The sequence below is a fragment of the Neobacillus sp. CF12 genome, from assembly GCF_030348765.1.
Classification (GTDB): Bacteria; Bacillota; Bacilli; order Bacillales; family Cytobacillaceae; genus Neobacillus.
Map to the genome: position 1 here is coordinate 3,774,071 of NZ_JAUCEU010000007.1, position 17,865 is coordinate 3,791,935.

A 17,865-nucleotide genomic window follows, 5' to 3' on the forward strand; every position below is an offset into this window, starting at 1 on the left:
TTCTCCCCCTTCACGCTTTAATTTTAAGAGAGCTGACAATGGTCAGCCCTCCAGTTGTATGAGAAATATATTAGACCGTGGTAGTGACTTGATTTTGGACTAATACTTTTTTCTCCCAAACCCGGCTTCTCCATCTAAAGTACATCGTAATCCCTCTAAACCATTCATCTACAATAAATGCAATCCAGATCCCCGGTAACCCAAATCCAAGATGAATCCCTAAAAAATAGGCTAATGGAACACTTATTCCCCACATTGATATAAACCCCATAATGAGCGAAATGTTTGCATCCCCTGTTGCACGCAAGGAATTGATAACAACTAAATTAAAGGTTCTCCCTGGCTCGAGAATGAGGCAAAGCAATAATAATATACCGCCCAAAGAAACAATTTCTTGATCTTTAGTAAAAAAACTCATCAGGGGTTCTCTAAATAAAGCTACTACTATCGCAATTGCCACTGTCATTATTAGACTATATCGTAAGCTTTTGAGTAATTGATGATAAGCACCATCAAAATCTCTGGCTCCTGCCTTGTAGCCAATTAGAATTTGCGTTCCCTGTCCCATCGCCAGGCCAAATACAAGTATAAAGGACATAATATTCTGTGTATATACACGCGTTGTTAACGAAGCAGCCCCCAGCAGTGCAATGATGGCTGTAATCGCTAGCTGGCTGAGGTTGAAACAAATTTGTTCTCCGGCTGCTGGTACCCCAATTTTCATAATTCTTTTTATCTGAATACCATCAATCGTTATATAATCTCTTAATTTAAGATTTATCGGAATTCGATCATACAGTAGCTTTAAAATAAGAGCCAATGCTATCGCCCTGCTAATCGCAGTTGAAATGGACACTCCGACTACACCCATTTCTTGAAATCCCAATAATCCATAGATTAAGATCGCATTTCCAATTAAGTGAATGACGTTCATTGTGATGGAAACCATCATGGCATCCCTTGTGTACCCATTCGCTCTTAGAATAGAAGAAACAGTAATCAAAACAGCTTGAAGAAATACTGTTCCTCCTACAATCGCAAGATACTGTTCACCTAGACCGGTGATATGCTCCGGCAGGTGAAATAAGCTTAATAGTTCTTTTCTAAAAATAATCATTAATAAGCTAATGACCAGGCCAATGGCAAGATTGAGGGTAATCGAGATCGCTGTTACTGTCCTAACTTCGCTTTTTAACCCTGCACCTAAGTACTGTGAGAGAACCACAGCAGTACCACTCGAAACAAAAGTAAAAATGAGAATACATAAAAATATGAGTTGATTTGCCACACCCACGGCTGCAACAGCGTCATCCGAAATATGCGACAGCATAATAGTATCCGTGCTGCCCATTATGACTTGGAGAAATAGTTCTACAAAAATTGGCCAAGTAATGGTGAGCAGACTTAACGGCGTGGTGCTTTTATTTGCGGACTTTTCCATTAGAAATCCTCTTTTTACCCATTAACGTATTTTTTATATAGAAGACACTAAGTCGAAGAAACCTATACTTTACTTTCTAAACTCTCTTAATTGCTCATTTAAATCCTTTGTTTGTGTATACACTTGTTGATAAATGGTAAATAGTTTCTTATATGCCTCGACATTTTCTGGAATTGGATAGTAGGTCTTTGCTGTTTGGATAAAGGTTTGTGCGCATTCTTTCAATGAAGGATACCAGCCACAGCCATACGCTGCTAACATTGCAGCACCCATTCCTGGGCCTTGTTCGCTAGTAAGTTTTTCAATTTTCGCATCGAAAATATCCGCCTGCATTTGCAGCCATGTTTCGTTTTTAGCGCCGCCGCCAATAGAGATAATTGAATCAATCGTCTTTCCACTGCTTCTAAAAATTTCAATTGATTCGTTTAATGAGAACGTAATTCCTTCAAGAACTGCACGGGCAAAATGCTTCCGCTCATGTGCCGCATCAACACCGATAAAGCTGCCGCGAATAGTAGAATCCGCATGCGGCGTTCTTTCCCCGACGATATACGGTGTAAATAATAGTCCGTTACTCCCTGCATGAATTTCATCCACACCTTCTAAAAATAGCTCAAAAGCCTCTTCCTTGGCGAATGTATCCTTAAACCAGCTTAAACTATAGCCGGCAGCCAAGGTTACACCCATTGTATAGTAAGCATTTTCTTCACTGTGGTTAAAGTAGTGAACTTTTCCTTCAAAATCAAGGTCATTTCTTTGTTCATAGGCAAGCACCACTCCGGAAGTGCCAATACTTGCTAATGTTTTTCCTTCTGAAAGAATCCCTGAACCAATCGCACCGCAAGCGTTGTCCGCACCGCCAGCGAACACCTTTATTGCTTCTGATAATCCAGTAGCTTGAGCTAATTCAGCCGAAAGCGTACCCACAAACGCATGTGATTCTACTAATGGCGGACAAAATTCAGTGGATAGATCAAATGCTTCTAATACCTCAGGGCTCCATTCACGTTTTGCTACGTTTAATAATAATGTTCCCGCTGCATCGGAGTATTCCATGTGAATATTTCCTGTTAGCCGATATCGAAGGTAATCCTTTGGAAGCAAGAACACACTAGCCTTTTCAAAAATCAAAGGTTCGTTTTCTTTTACCCAAAGAATTTTCGGCAAAGTAAAGCCTTCTAACGCAGGGTTTTTCGTTACGTCCAACAAACGGTTTCTGCCAACAACGTCGTAAATTTCCTGACATTGCTTCGTAGTTCTGGTGTCATTCCACAAAATTGCATTTCTTAGTACTTGGTTATTATCATCTAATAATACAAGACCGTGCATCTGGCCTGAGAAACTGATACCTTCAATATCATTTACGTCTCCGTCAAATTGCTGGATTAGTTCAGCTAAACCTGCTATTGTTTTTTCCACCCATTCTTCAGGATTTTGCTCGCTATATCCTGATTTTTCAATAATAAGCGGATAAGATTTGGATACTTCCTGACAAACAGCACCATTTTGATTAACGAGTAAGATTTTTACGGCACTTGTTCCAAGGTCAACACCAATTACATATTTCATCTGTATCATCCTTTTCTAAAAAAAGTGCTGGAGTAATTCGCCGCCAGCACTTTTTTGGTATAAATTTATACTGTTACACTTGAAAGAGTTTCAAGTAAATATTGGTTAATTGTAGCTTTCAGGCGTTCTGTTCTGCCAGAAATGTTCTTGATTTCTGTTAACCCTAGGGCATAAGCTTCAAGCTCACGGAAGTTGGTTTTCCCTTCAACGATCTCTAAGCCAACTCCTTTTGTATAACTGCTGTAGCGTTCTTCAATAAAGCTATCAAGTACTTTATCTTCGATTAGCTTATTAGCAACTTTAAGGCCGATTGCAAATGCATCCATACCAGCAATGTGCGCGTGGAATAGATCTTCTGCTTCAAATGAACCTCTTCTTACTTTTGCATCGAAGTTCAAGCCGCCCTTTCCTAAACCGCCATTTTTCAAAATTTCATACATAGCTAATGTGTTCGTGTAAAGATCAGTTGGAAACTCATCTGTATCCCAGCCAAGTAGTGTATCACCTTGGTTAGCGTCAACAGAGCCTAACATTCCGTTAATACGGGCTGTTCTTAACTCATGCTCAAATGTGTGACCAGCCAAAGTAGCGTGGTTTGCTTCAATATTAAACTTGAAGTAGTCTGTTAGATCATACTTTTGTAAGAATGCTAGACCAGTAGCCACATCAAAATCGTATTGGTGTTTTGTTGGTTCTTTCGGTTTTGGCTCAATTAAGAATGGAACATTTAAGCCAATTTCCTTTGCATAATCTACTGCCATATGGAAGAAGCGGGCTAAGTTATCTTGTTCAAGCTTCATGTTTGTATTTAGAAGTGTCTCGTAACCTTCACGGCCGCCCCAGAAAACATAGTTTTCGGCACCAAGTTCTTTCGCTACTTCTAATGCCTTTTTCACCTTAGCTGCAGAGTATGCAAAAACGTCTGCATTTGGAGAGGTTGCAGCACCATGAACATAACGTGGGTTAGAGAACATGTTTGCTGTATTCCAAAGCAATTTTGTTTTGCTTGTTTTCATATATTCTTTAATCATTCCAACAATGACATCTTGGTTTTCATTGGTTTCTTTTAAAGTGCTTCCTTCTGGTGCAATATCAACATCATGAAAGGCAAAGAAAGGAACATTTAGTTTTTCAAAAAGTTCAAAAGCTGCTTCTACACGTGCTTTCGCCAAATCTAATCCTTTTAAATTGTCCCAAGGTCTGATAGCTGTACCTACGCCAAATGGATCAGTACCATCAGCAGTGAATGTATGCCAGTAAGCAACAGAGAAACGAAGGATCTCTTCCATTGTTTTTCCGTTTATTTTTTCTTCCGGATTGTAATACTTAAATGCAAATGGATTTTTAGATGTTGCGCCTTCAAATTTGATTTTGTTAACTGTTTCGAAATAAGCCATTTGGTTATTCCTCCTAGTAGTTTGGTTGGTTTTATGGTTTCAGATTGTTATGTAAATGCTTACAAGTTTTGTTTCTCTCTTAATCTGTAACCTTTGTATAATCAGATTATAGCAAGCTAATCTTAGTTTGTCTATTGAATAAACTAAGATTTTAGAAAAAAATTTAAACTTCAAATTGACTTTCATTTAGAGTGATTGCCCTGCCTTCTTCAATTGATTGATAGCACGCCTCAATGACCCGCATATTTTTAAGGGTATTTTCTGCTGAATAGGAAGGTTCACTGCTATTAACTATTGCGTTTGAAAAATGTTCAATTTGTAATTTATATTGATCTCCTGCAATATTCTCAGACCTGTCTCCGACATAAACAACAGCGTCATGACTGACCACATCTGGTCGATAGGCATGCGGTACGAAGATTCTGCTTCTTGTTCCAACAATCTCGTATTCCTGTCTAAATGACATATCAAAACTAGAATCAATCACGCAATTAACGCCATTTTCCATTTTCATATGGACGATGGCAGAAAGATCAGTTCCCGTGCGAGGATCAAGTTCTGCAAATGCCTCTACCTTGACTGGCTCAGTCCCAAGGAGATGACGAACTGCATGGATTCCATAGCAGCCGACATCATAAATACTGCCGCCCCCCATTTCTTTGTTCATGCGGATATTGTTTTTTCTATTTTCTAGAAAAAATGAAAAACTTGCCCGCATAAACTTGATTTCTCCAATCTCACCCGATTTGATAATTTCTTTCACTCTCTTATGCTGTGGATGAAATTGATACATAAATGCTTCCATGAATTTCACATTATTTCTATGGCAAAATTCAACCATTTCCTGTGTTTCAACAGTTGATAGTGCGGCAGGCTTTTCAACAAGGACATGTTTCCCAAACTTGGCTGCTTTTTTCACCCATTCGCTATGTAAGTGATTCGGGAGCGGAATGTATACAGCTTCAATTTCTTGGTCTCTAAGCAGTTCTTCATAAGATTGGTAATAATTAGGAATTAAAAATTTTTCTGCCACATCCTTTGCTTTACTATCCCTACTCGCGATGCCGACTAGTTCTGCATTTTCAGAACGTAAAATGGCTGGAATGACCTGTGTCTGGGCAATATCTGCCGTGCTAATAACTCCCCAACGGACTTTTCTCAAGGAAATCGCTCCTTCATGATAAATATAGGATAAAAGCATGTTTTCTTGTCAATAATTCACAAAAGGTAATAACGAGCCCATTATAACACCGTTTCACATGATTGTATATTCAGTAAACAAAGTTTATGTTACTATTAGGATACTACCAAATAAGGAGTTTTTATAAGTGGTAACCATAACATGGAATCAGCAACTCGTTAAAAAAAATAATAAAGCACTTGTATTACAGTTAATTATGGAAAAGGAGCCCATTTCAAGGGCGGACATTGCTCAAGTATCTGGTTTACATAAGGCAACGGTTTCTTCGCTAGTAAATGAATTATTAGAAGAAGAACTTGTTTTTGAATCAGGACCAGGGGAATCAAGTGGCGGACGGCGTCCCGTGATCCTGCATTTTAATAAAGTCGCAGGATATGCGATTGGTATTGATATCGGGGTAAACTATGTATTATGTGTTTTGACCGATTTAAAAGGGAATATTTTAATTGAAAAAAATCAGTTGGTTAATCGAACCCCCTACCCAACTATTTTAGGCACTGTTCAGAACATGATTCAGTCACTAATCTCTGAAATGCCAGGCAGCAGGTATGGAGTTGTAGGCATAGGAGTGGGTGTTCCTGGAATCGTAAACAAAGAGGGTTCTGTCCTTCTTGCACCGAACTTAGGCTGGACAAATATACAGCTGAAAATGGACCTTGAGAAGCTATTCCAAGTTCCTGTCATTATTGAAAATGAGGCAAACGCCGGGGCTTTCGGTGAACAACAGTTTGGTGTAGGTCAAGACTATCAAAACATTATTTATATTAGTGCTGGGATTGGTATCGGTGTAGGAATTATTTTAAACAAAGAATTATATCAAGGAAAAAATGGATTTTCTGGCGAAATGGGACACATGATTATTGATATCGACGGTAAACCATGCAGCTGTGGCAGCCGAGGCTGTTGGGAAGCCTATGCTTCTGAACATGCTCTACTGGAGATGGCTGGGGAAAACGCAGATACACTTGAGTCTTTAATATACCTTGCAGAAAACGGTGATGAAGCCGTTAAGAATCTATTTCAAAAAATCGGCAATTACCTTGGATATGGTATCAATAACATTATTAATACCTTTAACCCTGACCAGGTAATCATTGGGAACCGTTTAGCTCTAACAAAAGAATGGATAGAGGAGCCGATTCGAAATACCATTAAAAATCACACACTCACTCATCATCAACATGAAATGAGATTGGATTTTTCGGGACTTGGAATGTATTCTACTGTATTAGGTGTTTCTGCTTTTGTGGTTGAGAATTTTATAAAAGAAGAATCTAAAGTCTTATAAGATACTCACTTCTTCCCCTTCTAAGGAATACAAAAAAGTTAGTTGTTTGGATATACAAAGTTGATTGACATCAGTTATAATAAATTTGTATACAACTATACTATTCGATGGGGAGATATTATGGAGAAAAAATCAAAACCAAACGAGCCTTTAGTTACACACATTTATACTGCAGATCCTTCCGCACATGTCTTTGAAGGAAAGCTTTATATTTATCCATCTCATGACCTAGATCATGACGAGCCTTCTAATGATAATGGTGACCAATATAAGATGGAAGATTACCATGTCCTTTCTATGGATGATGTTAACTCTTCTGTTGTCGACCACGGGGAAGCGCTTCACGTAAAGGATGTACCATGGGCATCGAAACAAATGTGGGCACCTGATGCGGCTTACAAAAACAACACTTATTATTTATTCTTCCCAGCAAGAGATAAAGATGGCATTTTCAGAATTGGGGTCGCAACCAGCCCTAATCCTGCAGGTCCTTTTACACCGCAAGAAAATTACATACCTGGCAGTTTCAGCATCGACCCAGCTGTTTTAGTGGATGAAGATAATAGAGCCTATGTTTATTTTGGCGGCCTTTGGGGAGGACAGTTAGAAAAGTGGCAGACTGGAACATTTATTCCAGATGCTGAAGGTCCTGCACCAGATGCTCCTGCACTAGGACCAAGAGTTGCTGAACTATCCGACGATATGCTGACATTTAAAAGTGAACCGAAGGAAATTTCCATTGTTGATGAAGATGGTAATCACATTCTTGCCAGTGATGAAGACAGAAGATATTTCGAAGGTCCGTGGGTTCATAAATACAATGGTCTTTACTATCTATCTTATTCAACCGGTACGACCCATAAAATAGTTTATGCGGTAAGTGAAAACCCACAGGGTCCATTTGTGTTTAAAGGAACGATTCTAACTCCTGTTATTGGCTGGACCACACATCATTCGATTGTTGAGTTTAACAATAAGTGGTACCTGTTCTATCATGATTGCTCGTTATCAGATGGAGTGAACCATAAGCGCTCTGTGAAGTACACTGAACTAAAATATAACAGTGACGGAACGATCCAAACGATTGACCCTTACGGGGATAAATAAACAGATAAAAAGCTGGCTTCCTAGTTGAAGCCAGCTTCTTTATTTACACTGAGGGTTTTATTATTTCAGCCTCTCTACTAATACTTTAGTAATATCCGCTATAACTTTTCCAATTTCTTGATTTGCGTCTATTCTGACCATTCGTTCTGGAAACATCTTCAATACTTCTTCATAGCCCTCCCTGACTTTAACATGAAAGTTTATTTCTTCTAAATCTAATCTGTTTATTTCTCTCCCTTTATTTTTTGCAATTCGATTTAATCCTATTTGAGGATCCAAATCCAAGTACAAAGTTAAATCAGGCATTAAGTTTTCAATTGCAAATTTATTTACTGAATAAACCTCATTGATACCTAATCCTCTTGCATATCCCTGATAGGCTAGGCTGCTATCAATAAATCGATCACATAATACAATATTGCCTTCCTTAAGAGACGGTATTACCTTTTCTATTAAATGTTGTCTTCTTGCTGCGGCATAAAGCAGGGCTTCTGTTCTGCCCTCCATTTTAGTATTCTCTCTATCTAAAATTACGGAACGAATTTGCTCTGCTATATCAATTCCTCCAGGCTCTCTTGTAACAACTACCTTTTTTCCACTCGTCTCAAGAGAGTCTTTAATGAAATTAATTATGGTTGATTTGCCAGATCCCTCGACACCTTCAAGGGTAATAAAGTAACTCATTTTAACTGCTCCAATCATTTTCTCTATTTAATAAATTGTTTTACTATGTAGATTTGATTACTATCTAGGAAGGAGCCTCCTTGAAATCTCGCTCCCTTATTCCTTAATTGGGTGAGTTGCTTTACCTTTTCCTCCGTGATTAACTCACCCATTAACAGCAGTGGAATACCAGGTGGATATGGTATGATCGTCTCTGCACACACCTGCCCCGCAGCTTCTGTTAGGGGTATTAATTCACTCTCAATATTCGACAACTTCTCATAGGGAACCGCTAATTCAGATATCTTTCCTGAACTAATTTGGAACTCTTCCTCACCTGGATCGTATGGTATCTCTTCTAGTTGCTCTTTTATTTTCCTGCTTGCTTCTACTAATGGATAGTCTTGGTTTTCCTTCAATAAGGGAAGGATCAATAGCACATTAAAGGGATCTGCTAGTTCTGTATAAATACCCTTCTCTTCGAATCTTTTCTGGAGTTCAAATCCACTTAATCTAGACCTTGATTGGATGGTTATTTTTAATGTGTCCCCTCCTGAGTCAGGATACTCCAATACATGTATACATGGAATAGTTGCCAACTCAGCTTTAAAGCGGGTTATTTCTTTTTGTAGGTATGCCATATCGTCCGGTTGGTATGTTGCTAAATAATTTCTTGCAAGATCGAGTGAAGCCATGATCACGTAAGATGGGCTGCTGGACTGCAGCATTTGCAGGTACTCTTTTACTTTGTTGTGATTGACTCGCTCACTGTTTATATGTAAATAAGAACCCATTGTCATGGCGGGCAGGGTTTTATGCGCGGAATGAACGACAATATCAGCCCCTAATTGGACAGCCGATACCGGGAACGGTTCACCAATAATAAAATGAGGCCCATGTGCCTCATCAACCAGTACAGGAACATTATGACTATGTGCAATCTCTATAACACTTTTTAAATCATACACCATTCCATAGTAGTTCGGATAGGTTAAGACAATTGCCTTTGTTTCTGGATAGAGAGAAATAGCTCTTTCCACTATTTCTTTTGATACACCTGTCGCAGTTTTCCAATCTGGATTGTATTCTGGCTCTAAAAAAACAGGACGGGCTTTTACAAGTTTTAGAGCATTTAAGACTGATTTATGGCAGTTTCTTTGTACTAGGATAACATCATCCTTTTCACAAACTGACAAAATCATGGCTAAATTTCCAACTGTAGATCCATTGACTAAGAAAAAGCTTTCTTTAACCTGATAAAGATCTGCTAATAGCTCTTGGCCCACTTTTATTACTCCTTCAGGAGAATGCAAATCATCTAATCCCGATAATTCCGTCGCATCGATTCGTAGAATTTCCTGAAAAATGTTATTAGACTGCAAATGGAAAAGTGCCCCTGACTTATGTCCAGGAACATGAAATGATATAGGTTTGGAATTTTTGTATTTGAGCAACGCTTCGTATAATGGAATTTCTGTTTGTTTATGCATTGGTATACTCCTTTAAAGAGTCTCATTTATTTTAACAAAAAACGAAAGAACCTACCCCCTACTTTACAAAAAAAAATAAAGCCCAAATGGACTTTTTACGAAAAAATTTCAGGTGTTGTAATTTTTCTTAGTTGTTTTAGATAATACTTATATTTCGGGTCATGTGTTTCTGTTTGGATTAAGTCTTCTTCGCATTCTGTACAAATAAATGAAGTATATAGATGTATCCCTTTTTGTTTTTGATTTTCGCAAATAACGCACGTTTCGTGATAATGACTATGTGCTAATGAACTCAACCACACCACCTCCATACACCTATTCTTCCCGATATTTTATAAATGTATACAATATTTAGAATTATCTCTTTCAGGGTATCCCTCGGTATATCTTATGTTGATAATTGCTTTTGGGTGTATGTCTAGTAACGATTTATTCAAAAACACTTCGTACTTTTTTATTTTTGTTGTTTAGGAGGGTTGGCTATTAAGTTGGGGAACGGTGATGGTCTGTACTATTGAGTACCTTTAATCTAGAAAAGGTATGTTTGAAGTCCTCCATTTTTATTCACAACCTTTCGTCCTTTCGGACAACACAAAAAAACACAACCATAATTAGGTTGTGTTTCATTTTGCCTGGCAACGTCCTACTCTCACAGGGACAAAGTCCCAACTACCATCGGCGCAAAGAAGCTTAACTTCCGTGTTCGGTATGGGAACGGGTGTGACCTTCTCGCCATTATTACCAGACTGTTTTTGAGGTTTCATTCCCTCAAAACTAGATAATCAGAAGAAGTGTGTAAAACGAGTTCGCTTTTAAAAATTGGTTAAGTCCTCGAACGATTAGTATCAGTCAGCTCCACATGTTACCACGCTTCCACCTCTGACCTATCAACCTGATCATCTTTCAGGGTTCTTACTAGCTTGACGCTATGGGAAATCTCATCTTGAGGGGGGCTTCATGCTTAGATGCTTTCAGCACTTATCCCGTCCGCACATAGCTACCCAGCGATGCCTTTGGCAAGACAACTGGTACACCAGCGGTGCGTCCATCCCGGTCCTCTCGTACTAAGGACAGCTCCTCTCAAATTTCCTGCGCCCACGACGGATAGGGACCGAACTGTCTCACGACGTTCTGAACCCAGCTCGCGTACCGCTTTAATGGGCGAACAGCCCAACCCTTGGGACCGACTACAGCCCCAGGATGCGATGAGCCGACATCGAGGTGCCAAACCTCCCCGTCGATGTGGACTCTTGGGGGAGATAAGCCTGTTATCCCCGGGGTAGCTTTTATCCGTTGAGCGATGGCCCTTCCATGCGGAACCACCGGATCACTAAGCCCGACTTTCGTCCCTGCTCGACTTGTAGGTCTCGCAGTCAAGCTCCCTTGTGCCTTTACACTCTGCGAATGATTTCCAACCATTCTGAGGGAACCTTTGGGCGCCTCCGTTACTCTTTAGGAGGCGACCGCCCCAGTCAAACTGCCCACCTGACACTGTCTCCCACCCCGATAAGGGGTGCGGGTTAGAATTTCAATACAGCCAGGGTAGTATCCCACCGACGCCTCCACCGAAGCTGGCGCTCCGGTTTCTCAGGCTCCTACCTATCCTGTACAAGCTGTACCAAAATTCAATATCAGGCTACAGTAAAGCTCCACGGGGTCTTTCCGTCCTGTCGCGGGTAACCTGCATCTTCACAGGTACTATAATTTCACCGAGTCTCTCGTTGAGACAGTGCCCAGATCGTTACGCCTTTCGTGCGGGTCGGAACTTACCCGACAAGGAATTTCGCTACCTTAGGACCGTTATAGTTACGGCCGCCGTTTACTGGGGCTTCGATTCAGAGCTTCGCTTGCGCTAACCCCTCCTCTTAACCTTCCAGCACCGGGCAGGCGTCAGCCCCTATACTTCGCCTTGCGGCTTCGCAGAGACCTGTGTTTTTGCTAAACAGTCGCCTGGGCCTATTCACTGCGGCTCTTCGAGGCTATTCACCTCAAAAAGCACCCCTTCTCCCGAAGTTACGGGGTCATTTTGCCGAGTTCCTTAACGAGAGTTCTCTCGCTCACCTTAGGATTCTCTCCTCGCCTACCTGTGTCGGTTTGCGGTACGGGCACCTTTTATCTCGCTAGAGGCTTTTCTTGGCAGTGTGGAATCAGGAACTTCGGTACTATATTTCCCTCGCCATCACAGCTCAGCCTTTACGGTAAGCGGATTTTCCTACTTACCAGCCTAACTGCTTGGACGCGCATATCCAACAGCGCGCTTACCCTATCCTCCTGCGTCCCCCCATCACTCAAACGATAAAGAGGTGGTACAGGAATATCAACCTGTTGTCCATCGCCTACGCCTTTCGGCCTCGGCTTAGGTCCCGACTAACCCTGAGAGGACGAGCCTTCCTCAGGAAACCTTAGGCATACGGTGGACGGGATTCTCACCCGTCTTTCGCTACTCATACCGGCATTCTCACTTCTAAGCGCTCCACCAGTCCTTACGGTCTAGCTTCAACGCCCTTAGAACGCTCTCCTACCACTGACACCATACGGTGTCAATCCACAGCTTCGGTGTTACGTTTAGCCCCGGTACATTTTCGGCGCAGAGTCACTCGACCAGTGAGCTATTACGCACTCTTTAAATGGTGGCTGCTTCTAAGCCAACATCCTGGTTGTCTAAGCAACTCCACATCCTTTTCCACTTAACGTAAACTTTGGGACCTTAGCTGGTGGTCTGGGCTGTTTCCCTTTTGACTACGGATCTTATCACTCGCAGTCTGACTCCCACGGATAAGTCTTTGGCATTCGGAGTTTGTCTGAATTCGGTAACCCGATGAGGGCCCCTAGTCCAAACAGTGCTCTACCTCCAAGACTCTTACAACGTGAGGCTAGCCCTAAAGCTATTTCGGAGAGAACCAGCTATCTCCAAGTTCGATTGGAATTTCTCCGCTACCCACACCTCATCCCCGCACTTTTCAACGTGCGTGGGTTCGGGCCTCCATCCAGTGTTACCTGGACTTCACCCTGGACATGGGTAGATCACCTGGTTTCGGGTCTACGACCACATACTCATACGCCCTATTCAGACTCGCTTTCGCTGCGGCTCCGTCTCTTCAACTTAACCTTGCATGTAATCGTAACTCGCCGGTTCATTCTACAAAAGGCACGCCATCACCCATGAACGGGCTCTGACTACTTGTAGGCACACGGTTTCAGGATCTTTTTCACTCCCCTTCCGGGGTGCTTTTCACCTTTCCCTCACGGTACTGGTTCACTATCGGTCACTAGGGAGTATTTAGCCTTGGGAGATGGTCCTCCCAGCTTCCGACCGGATTTCTCGTGTCCGGCCGTACTCAGGATCCACTCAGGAGGGAACGAAGTTTCAACTACAGGGTTTTTACCTTCTATGACGGACCTTTCCAGATCGCTTCATCTACCCCGTTCCTTTGTAACTCCATGTTGAGTGTCCTACAACCCCAAGAGGCAAGCCTCTTGGTTTGGGCTATGTCCCGTTTCGCTCGCCGCTACTCAGGGAATCGCGTTTGCTTTCTCTTCCTCCGGGTACTTAGATGTTTCAGTTCCCCGGGTCTGCCTTCAATACCCTATGTATTCAGGTAAAGATACTGCTCCATTACGAGCAGTGGGTTCCCCCATTCGGAAATCTCCGGATCAAAGCTTACTTACAGCTCCCCGAAGCATATCGGTGTTAGTCCCGTCCTTCATCGGCTCCTAGTGCCAAGGCATCCACCGTGCGCCCTTTCTAACTTAACCTAAAAGGTTATTTTCTTCTTAATTGCTTAAGAGAGAAAAACTAATGTGGCGATTCTCGGTTTTACTTTGACTTCTTCTTACGATTATCTAGTTTTCAAAGAACGAGGCTGCTGATTCAATCACAGCGTGATTAAACTTCAGAGCTTTACATCATGCTGCCTTGCGACGAGCTGAAGGATTACACCTTCGAATACGCTATGGCGCAGGAGCAAAAATATTTCATTTAATAGTATTAACTATCTTATTGGTGGAGCCTAGCGGGATCGAACCGCTGACCTCCTGCGTGCAAAGCAGGCGCTCTCCCAGCTGAGCTAAGGCCCCGTAGAGATGAGTGGGCCTAAATGGACTCGAACCATCGACCTCACGCTTATCAGGCGTGCGCTCTAACCAGCTGAGCTATAGGCCCCCACTACGAAATATAATAGAGAGATTGAACTCTCAAAACTAAACAAACAAGTAACAGTCAACTTCTTATCAGTCCATAGGGACTGCATTATCCTTAGAAAGGAGGTGATCCAGCCGCACCTTCCGATACGGCTACCTTGTTACGACTTCACCCCAATCATCTGTCCCACCTTAGGCGGCTGGCTCCTTACGGTTACCCCACCGACTTCGGGTGTTACAAACTCTCGTGGTGTGACGGGCGGTGTGTACAAGGCCCGGGAACGTATTCACCGCGGCATGCTGATCCGCGATTACTAGCGATTCCGGCTTCATGTAGGCGAGTTGCAGCCTACAATCCGAACTGAGAATGGTTTTATGGGATTGGCTAAACCTCGCGGTCTTGCAGCCCTTTGTACCATCCATTGTAGCACGTGTGTAGCCCAGGTCATAAGGGGCATGATGATTTGACGTCATCCCCACCTTCCTCCGGTTTGTCACCGGCAGTCTCCTTAGAGTGCCCAACTAAATGCTGGCAACTAAGAACAAGGGTTGCGCTCGTTGCGGGACTTAACCCAACATCTCACGACACGAGCTGACGACAACCATGCACCACCTGTCACTCTGTTCCCCGAAGGGAAACGTCCTATCTCTAGGAGTGTCAGAGGATGTCAAGACCTGGTAAGGTTCTTCGCGTTGCTTCGAATTAAACCACATGCTCCACCGCTTGTGCGGGCCCCCGTCAATTCCTTTGAGTTTCAGCCTTGCGGCCGTACTCCCCAGGCGGAGTGCTTAATGCGTTAGCTGCAGCACTAAAGGGCGGAAACCCTCTAACACTTAGCACTCATCGTTTACGGCGTGGACTACCAGGGTATCTAATCCTGTTTGCTCCCCACGCTTTCGCGCCTCAGCGTCAGTTACAGACCAGAAAGCCGCCTTCGCCACTGGTGTTCCTCCACATCTCTACGCATTTCACCGCTACACGTGGAATTCCGCTTTCCTCTTCTGTACTCAAGTCCCCCAGTTTCCAATGACCCTCCACGGTTGAGCCGTGGGCTTTCACATCAGACTTAAAGGACCGCCTGCGCGCGCTTTACGCCCAATAATTCCGGACAACGCTTGCCACCTACGTATTACCGCGGCTGCTGGCACGTAGTTAGCCGTGGCTTTCTGGTTAGGTACCGTCAAGGTACCGGCAGTTACTCCGATACTTGTTCTTCCCTAACAACAGAGCTTTACGACCCGAAGGCCTTCATCGCTCACGCGGCGTTGCTCCGTCAGACTTTCGTCCATTGCGGAAGATTCCCTACTGCTGCCTCCCGTAGGAGTCTGGGCCGTGTCTCAGTCCCAGTGTGGCCGATCACCCTCTCAGGTCGGCTACGCATCGTCGCCTTGGTGAGCCATTACCTCACCAACTAGCTAATGCGCCGCGGGCCCATCTGTAAGTGTCAGCGTAAACCGACTTTCAGCTTTTCCTCATGAGAGGAAAAGGATTATCCGGTATTAGCTCCGGTTTCCCGAAGTTATCCCAGTCTTACAGGCAGGTTGCCCACGTGTTACTCACCCGTCCGCCGCTAACCTTTAGGAGCAAGCTCCTAAAGATTCGCTCGACTTGCATGTATTAGGCACGCCGCCAGCGTTCGTCCTGAGCCAGGATCAAACTCTCCAAGAAAGTTGATATAGCTCATTTGTTACGTTGGCTTAGCTTTTATAAAAAGCTAAAAAATTGTTTGTTGACGTTCTTGTTTGTTTAGTTTTCAAAGATCAAAGCTACTCAATCGCCTTGAGGCGACTTTATTAATATATCACAATCAAATTATTAAAGTCAATAACTTTTTTCAGTGTGTTGCGTTGTCGTTTGCGACGACTTTTAATATATTACAGTACAATTTTGGTTTGGTCAACAGTTTTTCACACAAATAATAGAATTGTTTTTAAGGCAATAAAAAACCGCTGTTTTTCAGCGGCATTTAAACTAGATTATAAATTTTTGAATTGCAGCCAGCGCTACTAATCCTGGGATTCCAAGAAATCCTGAGACAGCAGATGTTGCAAAATTAATCGGTACATGGATACCAAAACTATTCCCAGCTGTATTTAAAAAGAATAATAGTAGTGCTCCTATCAATATCTTAACAACTGCTTGGCCAATAAACTTAGCCGGTTTAAAAGGAGCGCCTGAAAACAAAAGAATAAGTATGAGCCCGCCTAGTATCGAAATGATTATTATAGGTTCCAAAAAGCTATCCCCCTTCAACTCTTTTTATAACACCATATGTACAAGTTATAAAAAATAGACCTGAATAGGAATAGCTCGTACTTACCTTTTCATACTTACATTTCTTTCTTTTGCTTCTCTTAATAGAAAGAAATACTTTGCTTGGGCAATATTTGTTTGACAAATCGCTTCCTCAGATGGGTCAAAACTTTTATCTAATAATTGTTTTTGTTCTTGCCAGTGTTCTTTATATTCCTGTAGCTGAATTAACAATTTTTCGTCAAATTCTTTCCGCAGCCACCCTTTGCGCTGAAAAAACATCGTTATTCCCCCGGACTCTGCTTTTCGTCTAAATCTCTCTTCTTCCTTCTAGAGCCTTTGATAAAGTAACTTCATCTGCGTATTCTAGATCTCCTCCAACAGGAAGTCCGTGAGCAATCCTTGTAATTTTAATACCTGATGGTTTAAGCAACCGTGAAATATACATCGCAGTGGCTTCTCCCTCGATATTTGCATTCGTGGCTAAGATCACTTCTTGTACGGTTTCATCGTGAAGACGCTTTAATAGGTCAGGAATATTAATATCCTCAGGACCTATTCCATCCATAGGTGAAATTGAACCATGCAGGACATGGTACATACCATTGAAATCCTTCATTTTTTCCATCGCAATGACATCCTTTGGATCTTGAACAACACAAATAGTACTCTTATCCCGACGCTGGTCATCACATATGTAGCATGGATCCTGATCTGTTATATGCCCACAGACAGAACAGTAGGATAAATTCCGCTTGGCATTTACAAGTGCTTTAGCAAAATCCAGCACAGTATCTTCCTTCATACTTAACACATGAAAAGCCAGCCGGGCAGCAGTTTTCGGTCCAATACCAGGCAGCTTCATAAAGCCGTCAATCAATTTAGAAATCGGTTCTGGATAATGCATTATTTATTATTCCTCTCCTAGAAAAGCATATGCGCCTTAGAAAAGGCGCATACACAAGATCCTTATGATTTAAAAAGGCAGATTCATTCCTTTTGTAAATTGGCCCATCGTATTGTTTGTGAGCTCTTCTACCTTCTTCAATGCATCGTTTGTTGCAGCTAATACAAGGTCTTGCAGCATTTCAATATCGTCTGGGTCTACCGCTTCTGGCTTAATTTGTACATCTACTACTTCTTTATGACCTGTAACAATAACAGTCACCATGCCTCCGCCAGCTGTTCCTTCAATCTTCTGCTGCCCTAATTCTTCTTGAGCCTCAGCCATTTTCTTTTGCATTTTTTGCATTTGTTTCATCATATTTTGCATATTTCCCATTCCACCACGCATAATTCCTTCAACCTCCAATTA

General features: G+C 42.2%; 13 protein-coding genes, 2 tRNA genes and 3 rRNA genes. 2 read left to right on the forward strand and 16 right to left on the reverse strand.

Annotated features, from left to right (window positions below; translation table 11 throughout):
• Window positions 1-70 precede the first annotated feature (70 nt).
• The 4 genes from QUG14_RS18030 to QUG14_RS18045 form a co-directional block, all read right to left on the reverse strand.
• A complete protein-coding gene (locus tag QUG14_RS18030) occupies window positions 71-1,441 on the reverse strand; it encodes an MATE family efflux transporter (protein ID WP_289341845.1) in 1,371 nt (456 codons plus the stop codon).
• Between the two features lie 69 nt (window positions 1,442-1,510).
• Entirely contained in the window at window positions 1,511-3,010 is a 1,500-nt protein-coding gene (gene xylB / locus QUG14_RS18035; protein ID WP_289341846.1) for a xylulokinase, read from the reverse strand.
• Between the two features lie 65 nt (window positions 3,011-3,075).
• Window positions 3,076-4,407, reverse strand: coding sequence for a xylose isomerase (gene xylA, locus QUG14_RS18040; protein WP_289341848.1), 1,332 nt, complete (start codon window positions 4,405-4,407; stop codon window positions 3,076-3,078).
• 163 nt (window positions 4,408-4,570) lie between these two features.
• Window positions 4,571-5,569, reverse strand: coding sequence for a Gfo/Idh/MocA family protein (locus tag QUG14_RS18045; protein WP_289341850.1), 999 nt, complete (start codon window positions 5,567-5,569; stop codon window positions 4,571-4,573).
• A gap of 166 nt (window positions 5,570-5,735) precedes the next feature.
• Here QUG14_RS18045 and QUG14_RS18050 point away from each other — a divergent pair, with 166 nt between their 5' ends.
• Window positions 5,736-6,896 carry an ROK family protein gene (locus tag QUG14_RS18050; RefSeq protein ID WP_289341851.1) on the forward strand — a complete coding sequence of 387 codons (1,161 nt, stop codon included), beginning with the start codon at window positions 5,736-5,738 and terminating at the stop codon, window positions 6,894-6,896.
• Between the two features lie 120 nt (window positions 6,897-7,016).
• A complete protein-coding gene (locus QUG14_RS18055) occupies window positions 7,017-8,003 on the forward strand; it encodes a glycoside hydrolase family 43 protein (RefSeq protein WP_289341852.1) in 987 nt (328 codons plus the stop codon).
• Window positions 8,004-8,063: 60 nt separating this feature from the next.
• Here the strand turns inward: QUG14_RS18055 and tmk are convergent, their stop codons facing one another.
• The 12 genes from tmk to QUG14_RS18115 all read right to left on the reverse strand — a co-directional run bounded on the left by tmk (window position 8,064) and on the right by QUG14_RS18115 (window position 17,847).
• Window positions 8,064-8,687 (reverse strand): dTMP kinase, encoded by a 624-nt coding sequence (gene tmk / locus QUG14_RS18060; RefSeq protein ID WP_289341854.1) that lies wholly within the window; start codon window positions 8,685-8,687, stop codon window positions 8,064-8,066.
• Between the two features lie 23 nt (window positions 8,688-8,710).
• Window positions 8,711-10,156: an aminotransferase class I/II-fold pyridoxal phosphate-dependent enzyme gene (locus QUG14_RS18065; protein WP_289341855.1), complete on the reverse strand. Its 1,446-nt coding sequence runs from the start codon at window positions 10,154-10,156 to the stop codon at window positions 8,711-8,713.
• 95 nt (window positions 10,157-10,251) lie between these two features.
• Window positions 10,252-10,467, reverse strand: a complete 216-nt coding sequence (locus tag QUG14_RS18070) for a sigma factor G inhibitor Gin (protein ID WP_289341856.1) — start codon at window positions 10,465-10,467, stop codon at window positions 10,252-10,254.
• Between the two features lie 319 nt (window positions 10,468-10,786).
• Window positions 10,787-10,902: ribosomal RNA gene (rrf, locus tag QUG14_RS18075) — 5S ribosomal RNA — on the reverse strand.
• A gap of 73 nt (window positions 10,903-10,975) precedes the next feature.
• Window positions 10,976-13,912, reverse strand: a 23S ribosomal RNA gene (locus tag QUG14_RS18080).
• A 245-nt stretch (window positions 13,913-14,157) separates the two neighbouring features.
• Window positions 14,158-14,233 (reverse strand) — tRNA-Ala (locus QUG14_RS18085).
• An 11-nt stretch (window positions 14,234-14,244) separates the two neighbouring features.
• Window positions 14,245-14,318 (reverse strand) — tRNA-Ile (locus tag QUG14_RS18090).
• A 97-nt stretch (window positions 14,319-14,415) separates the two neighbouring features.
• Window positions 14,416-15,965: ribosomal RNA gene (locus tag QUG14_RS18095) — 16S ribosomal RNA — on the reverse strand.
• The 16S, 23S and 5S rRNA genes sit together here with 2 tRNA genes alongside, the layout of an rRNA operon.
• A gap of 303 nt (window positions 15,966-16,268) precedes the next feature.
• Complete coding sequence (locus QUG14_RS18100) at window positions 16,269-16,532, reverse strand: pro-sigmaK processing inhibitor BofA family protein (RefSeq protein WP_289341857.1); 264 nt, start codon at window positions 16,530-16,532, stop codon at window positions 16,269-16,271.
• An 81-nt stretch (window positions 16,533-16,613) separates the two neighbouring features.
• Window positions 16,614-16,832, reverse strand: coding sequence for a YaaL family protein (locus QUG14_RS18105; protein ID WP_289341858.1), 219 nt, complete (start codon window positions 16,830-16,832; stop codon window positions 16,614-16,616).
• A 28-nt stretch (window positions 16,833-16,860) separates the two neighbouring features.
• On the reverse strand, window positions 16,861-17,457 hold the full coding sequence (gene recR / locus QUG14_RS18110) for a recombination mediator RecR (RefSeq protein ID WP_289341859.1): 597 nt from the start codon (window positions 17,455-17,457) through the stop codon (window positions 16,861-16,863).
• A 69-nt stretch (window positions 17,458-17,526) separates the two neighbouring features.
• On the reverse strand, window positions 17,527-17,847 hold the full coding sequence (locus QUG14_RS18115; RefSeq protein WP_251639722.1) for a YbaB/EbfC family nucleoid-associated protein: 321 nt from the start codon (window positions 17,845-17,847) through the stop codon (window positions 17,527-17,529).
• Window positions 17,848-17,865 lie beyond the last annotated feature (18 nt).

What these genes read in the sequence shown, in the direction of transcription:
- QUG14_RS18030 (WP_289341845.1), bottom strand. Translation starts at nt 1,441, where the DNA reads ATGGAAAAGTCCGCAAATAAAAGCACCACGCCGTTAAGTCTGCTCACC.
- xylB (WP_289341846.1), bottom strand. Translation starts at nt 3,010, where the DNA reads ATGAAATATGTAATTGGTGTTGACCTTGGAACAAGTGCCGTAAAAATC.
- xylA (WP_289341848.1), bottom strand. Translation starts at nt 4,407, where the DNA reads ATGGCTTATTTCGAAACAGTTAACAAAATCAAATTTGAAGGCGCAACA.
- QUG14_RS18055 (WP_289341852.1), top strand. Translation starts at nt 7,017, where the DNA reads ATGGAGAAAAAATCAAAACCAAACGAGCCTTTAGTTACACACATTTAT.
- tmk (WP_289341854.1), bottom strand. Translation starts at nt 8,687, where the DNA reads ATGAGTTACTTTATTACCCTTGAAGGTGTCGAGGGATCTGGCAAATCA.
- QUG14_RS18065 (WP_289341855.1), bottom strand. Translation starts at nt 10,156, where the DNA reads ATGCATAAACAAACAGAAATTCCATTATACGAAGCGTTGCTCAAATAC.
- QUG14_RS18070 (WP_289341856.1), bottom strand. Translation starts at nt 10,467, where the DNA reads ATGGAGGTGGTGTGGTTGAGTTCATTAGCACATAGTCATTATCACGAA.
- QUG14_RS18105 (WP_289341858.1), bottom strand. Translation starts at nt 16,832, where the DNA reads ATGTTTTTTCAGCGCAAAGGGTGGCTGCGGAAAGAATTTGACGAAAAA.
- recR (WP_289341859.1), bottom strand. Translation starts at nt 17,457, where the DNA reads ATGCATTATCCAGAACCGATTTCTAAATTGATTGACGGCTTTATGAAG.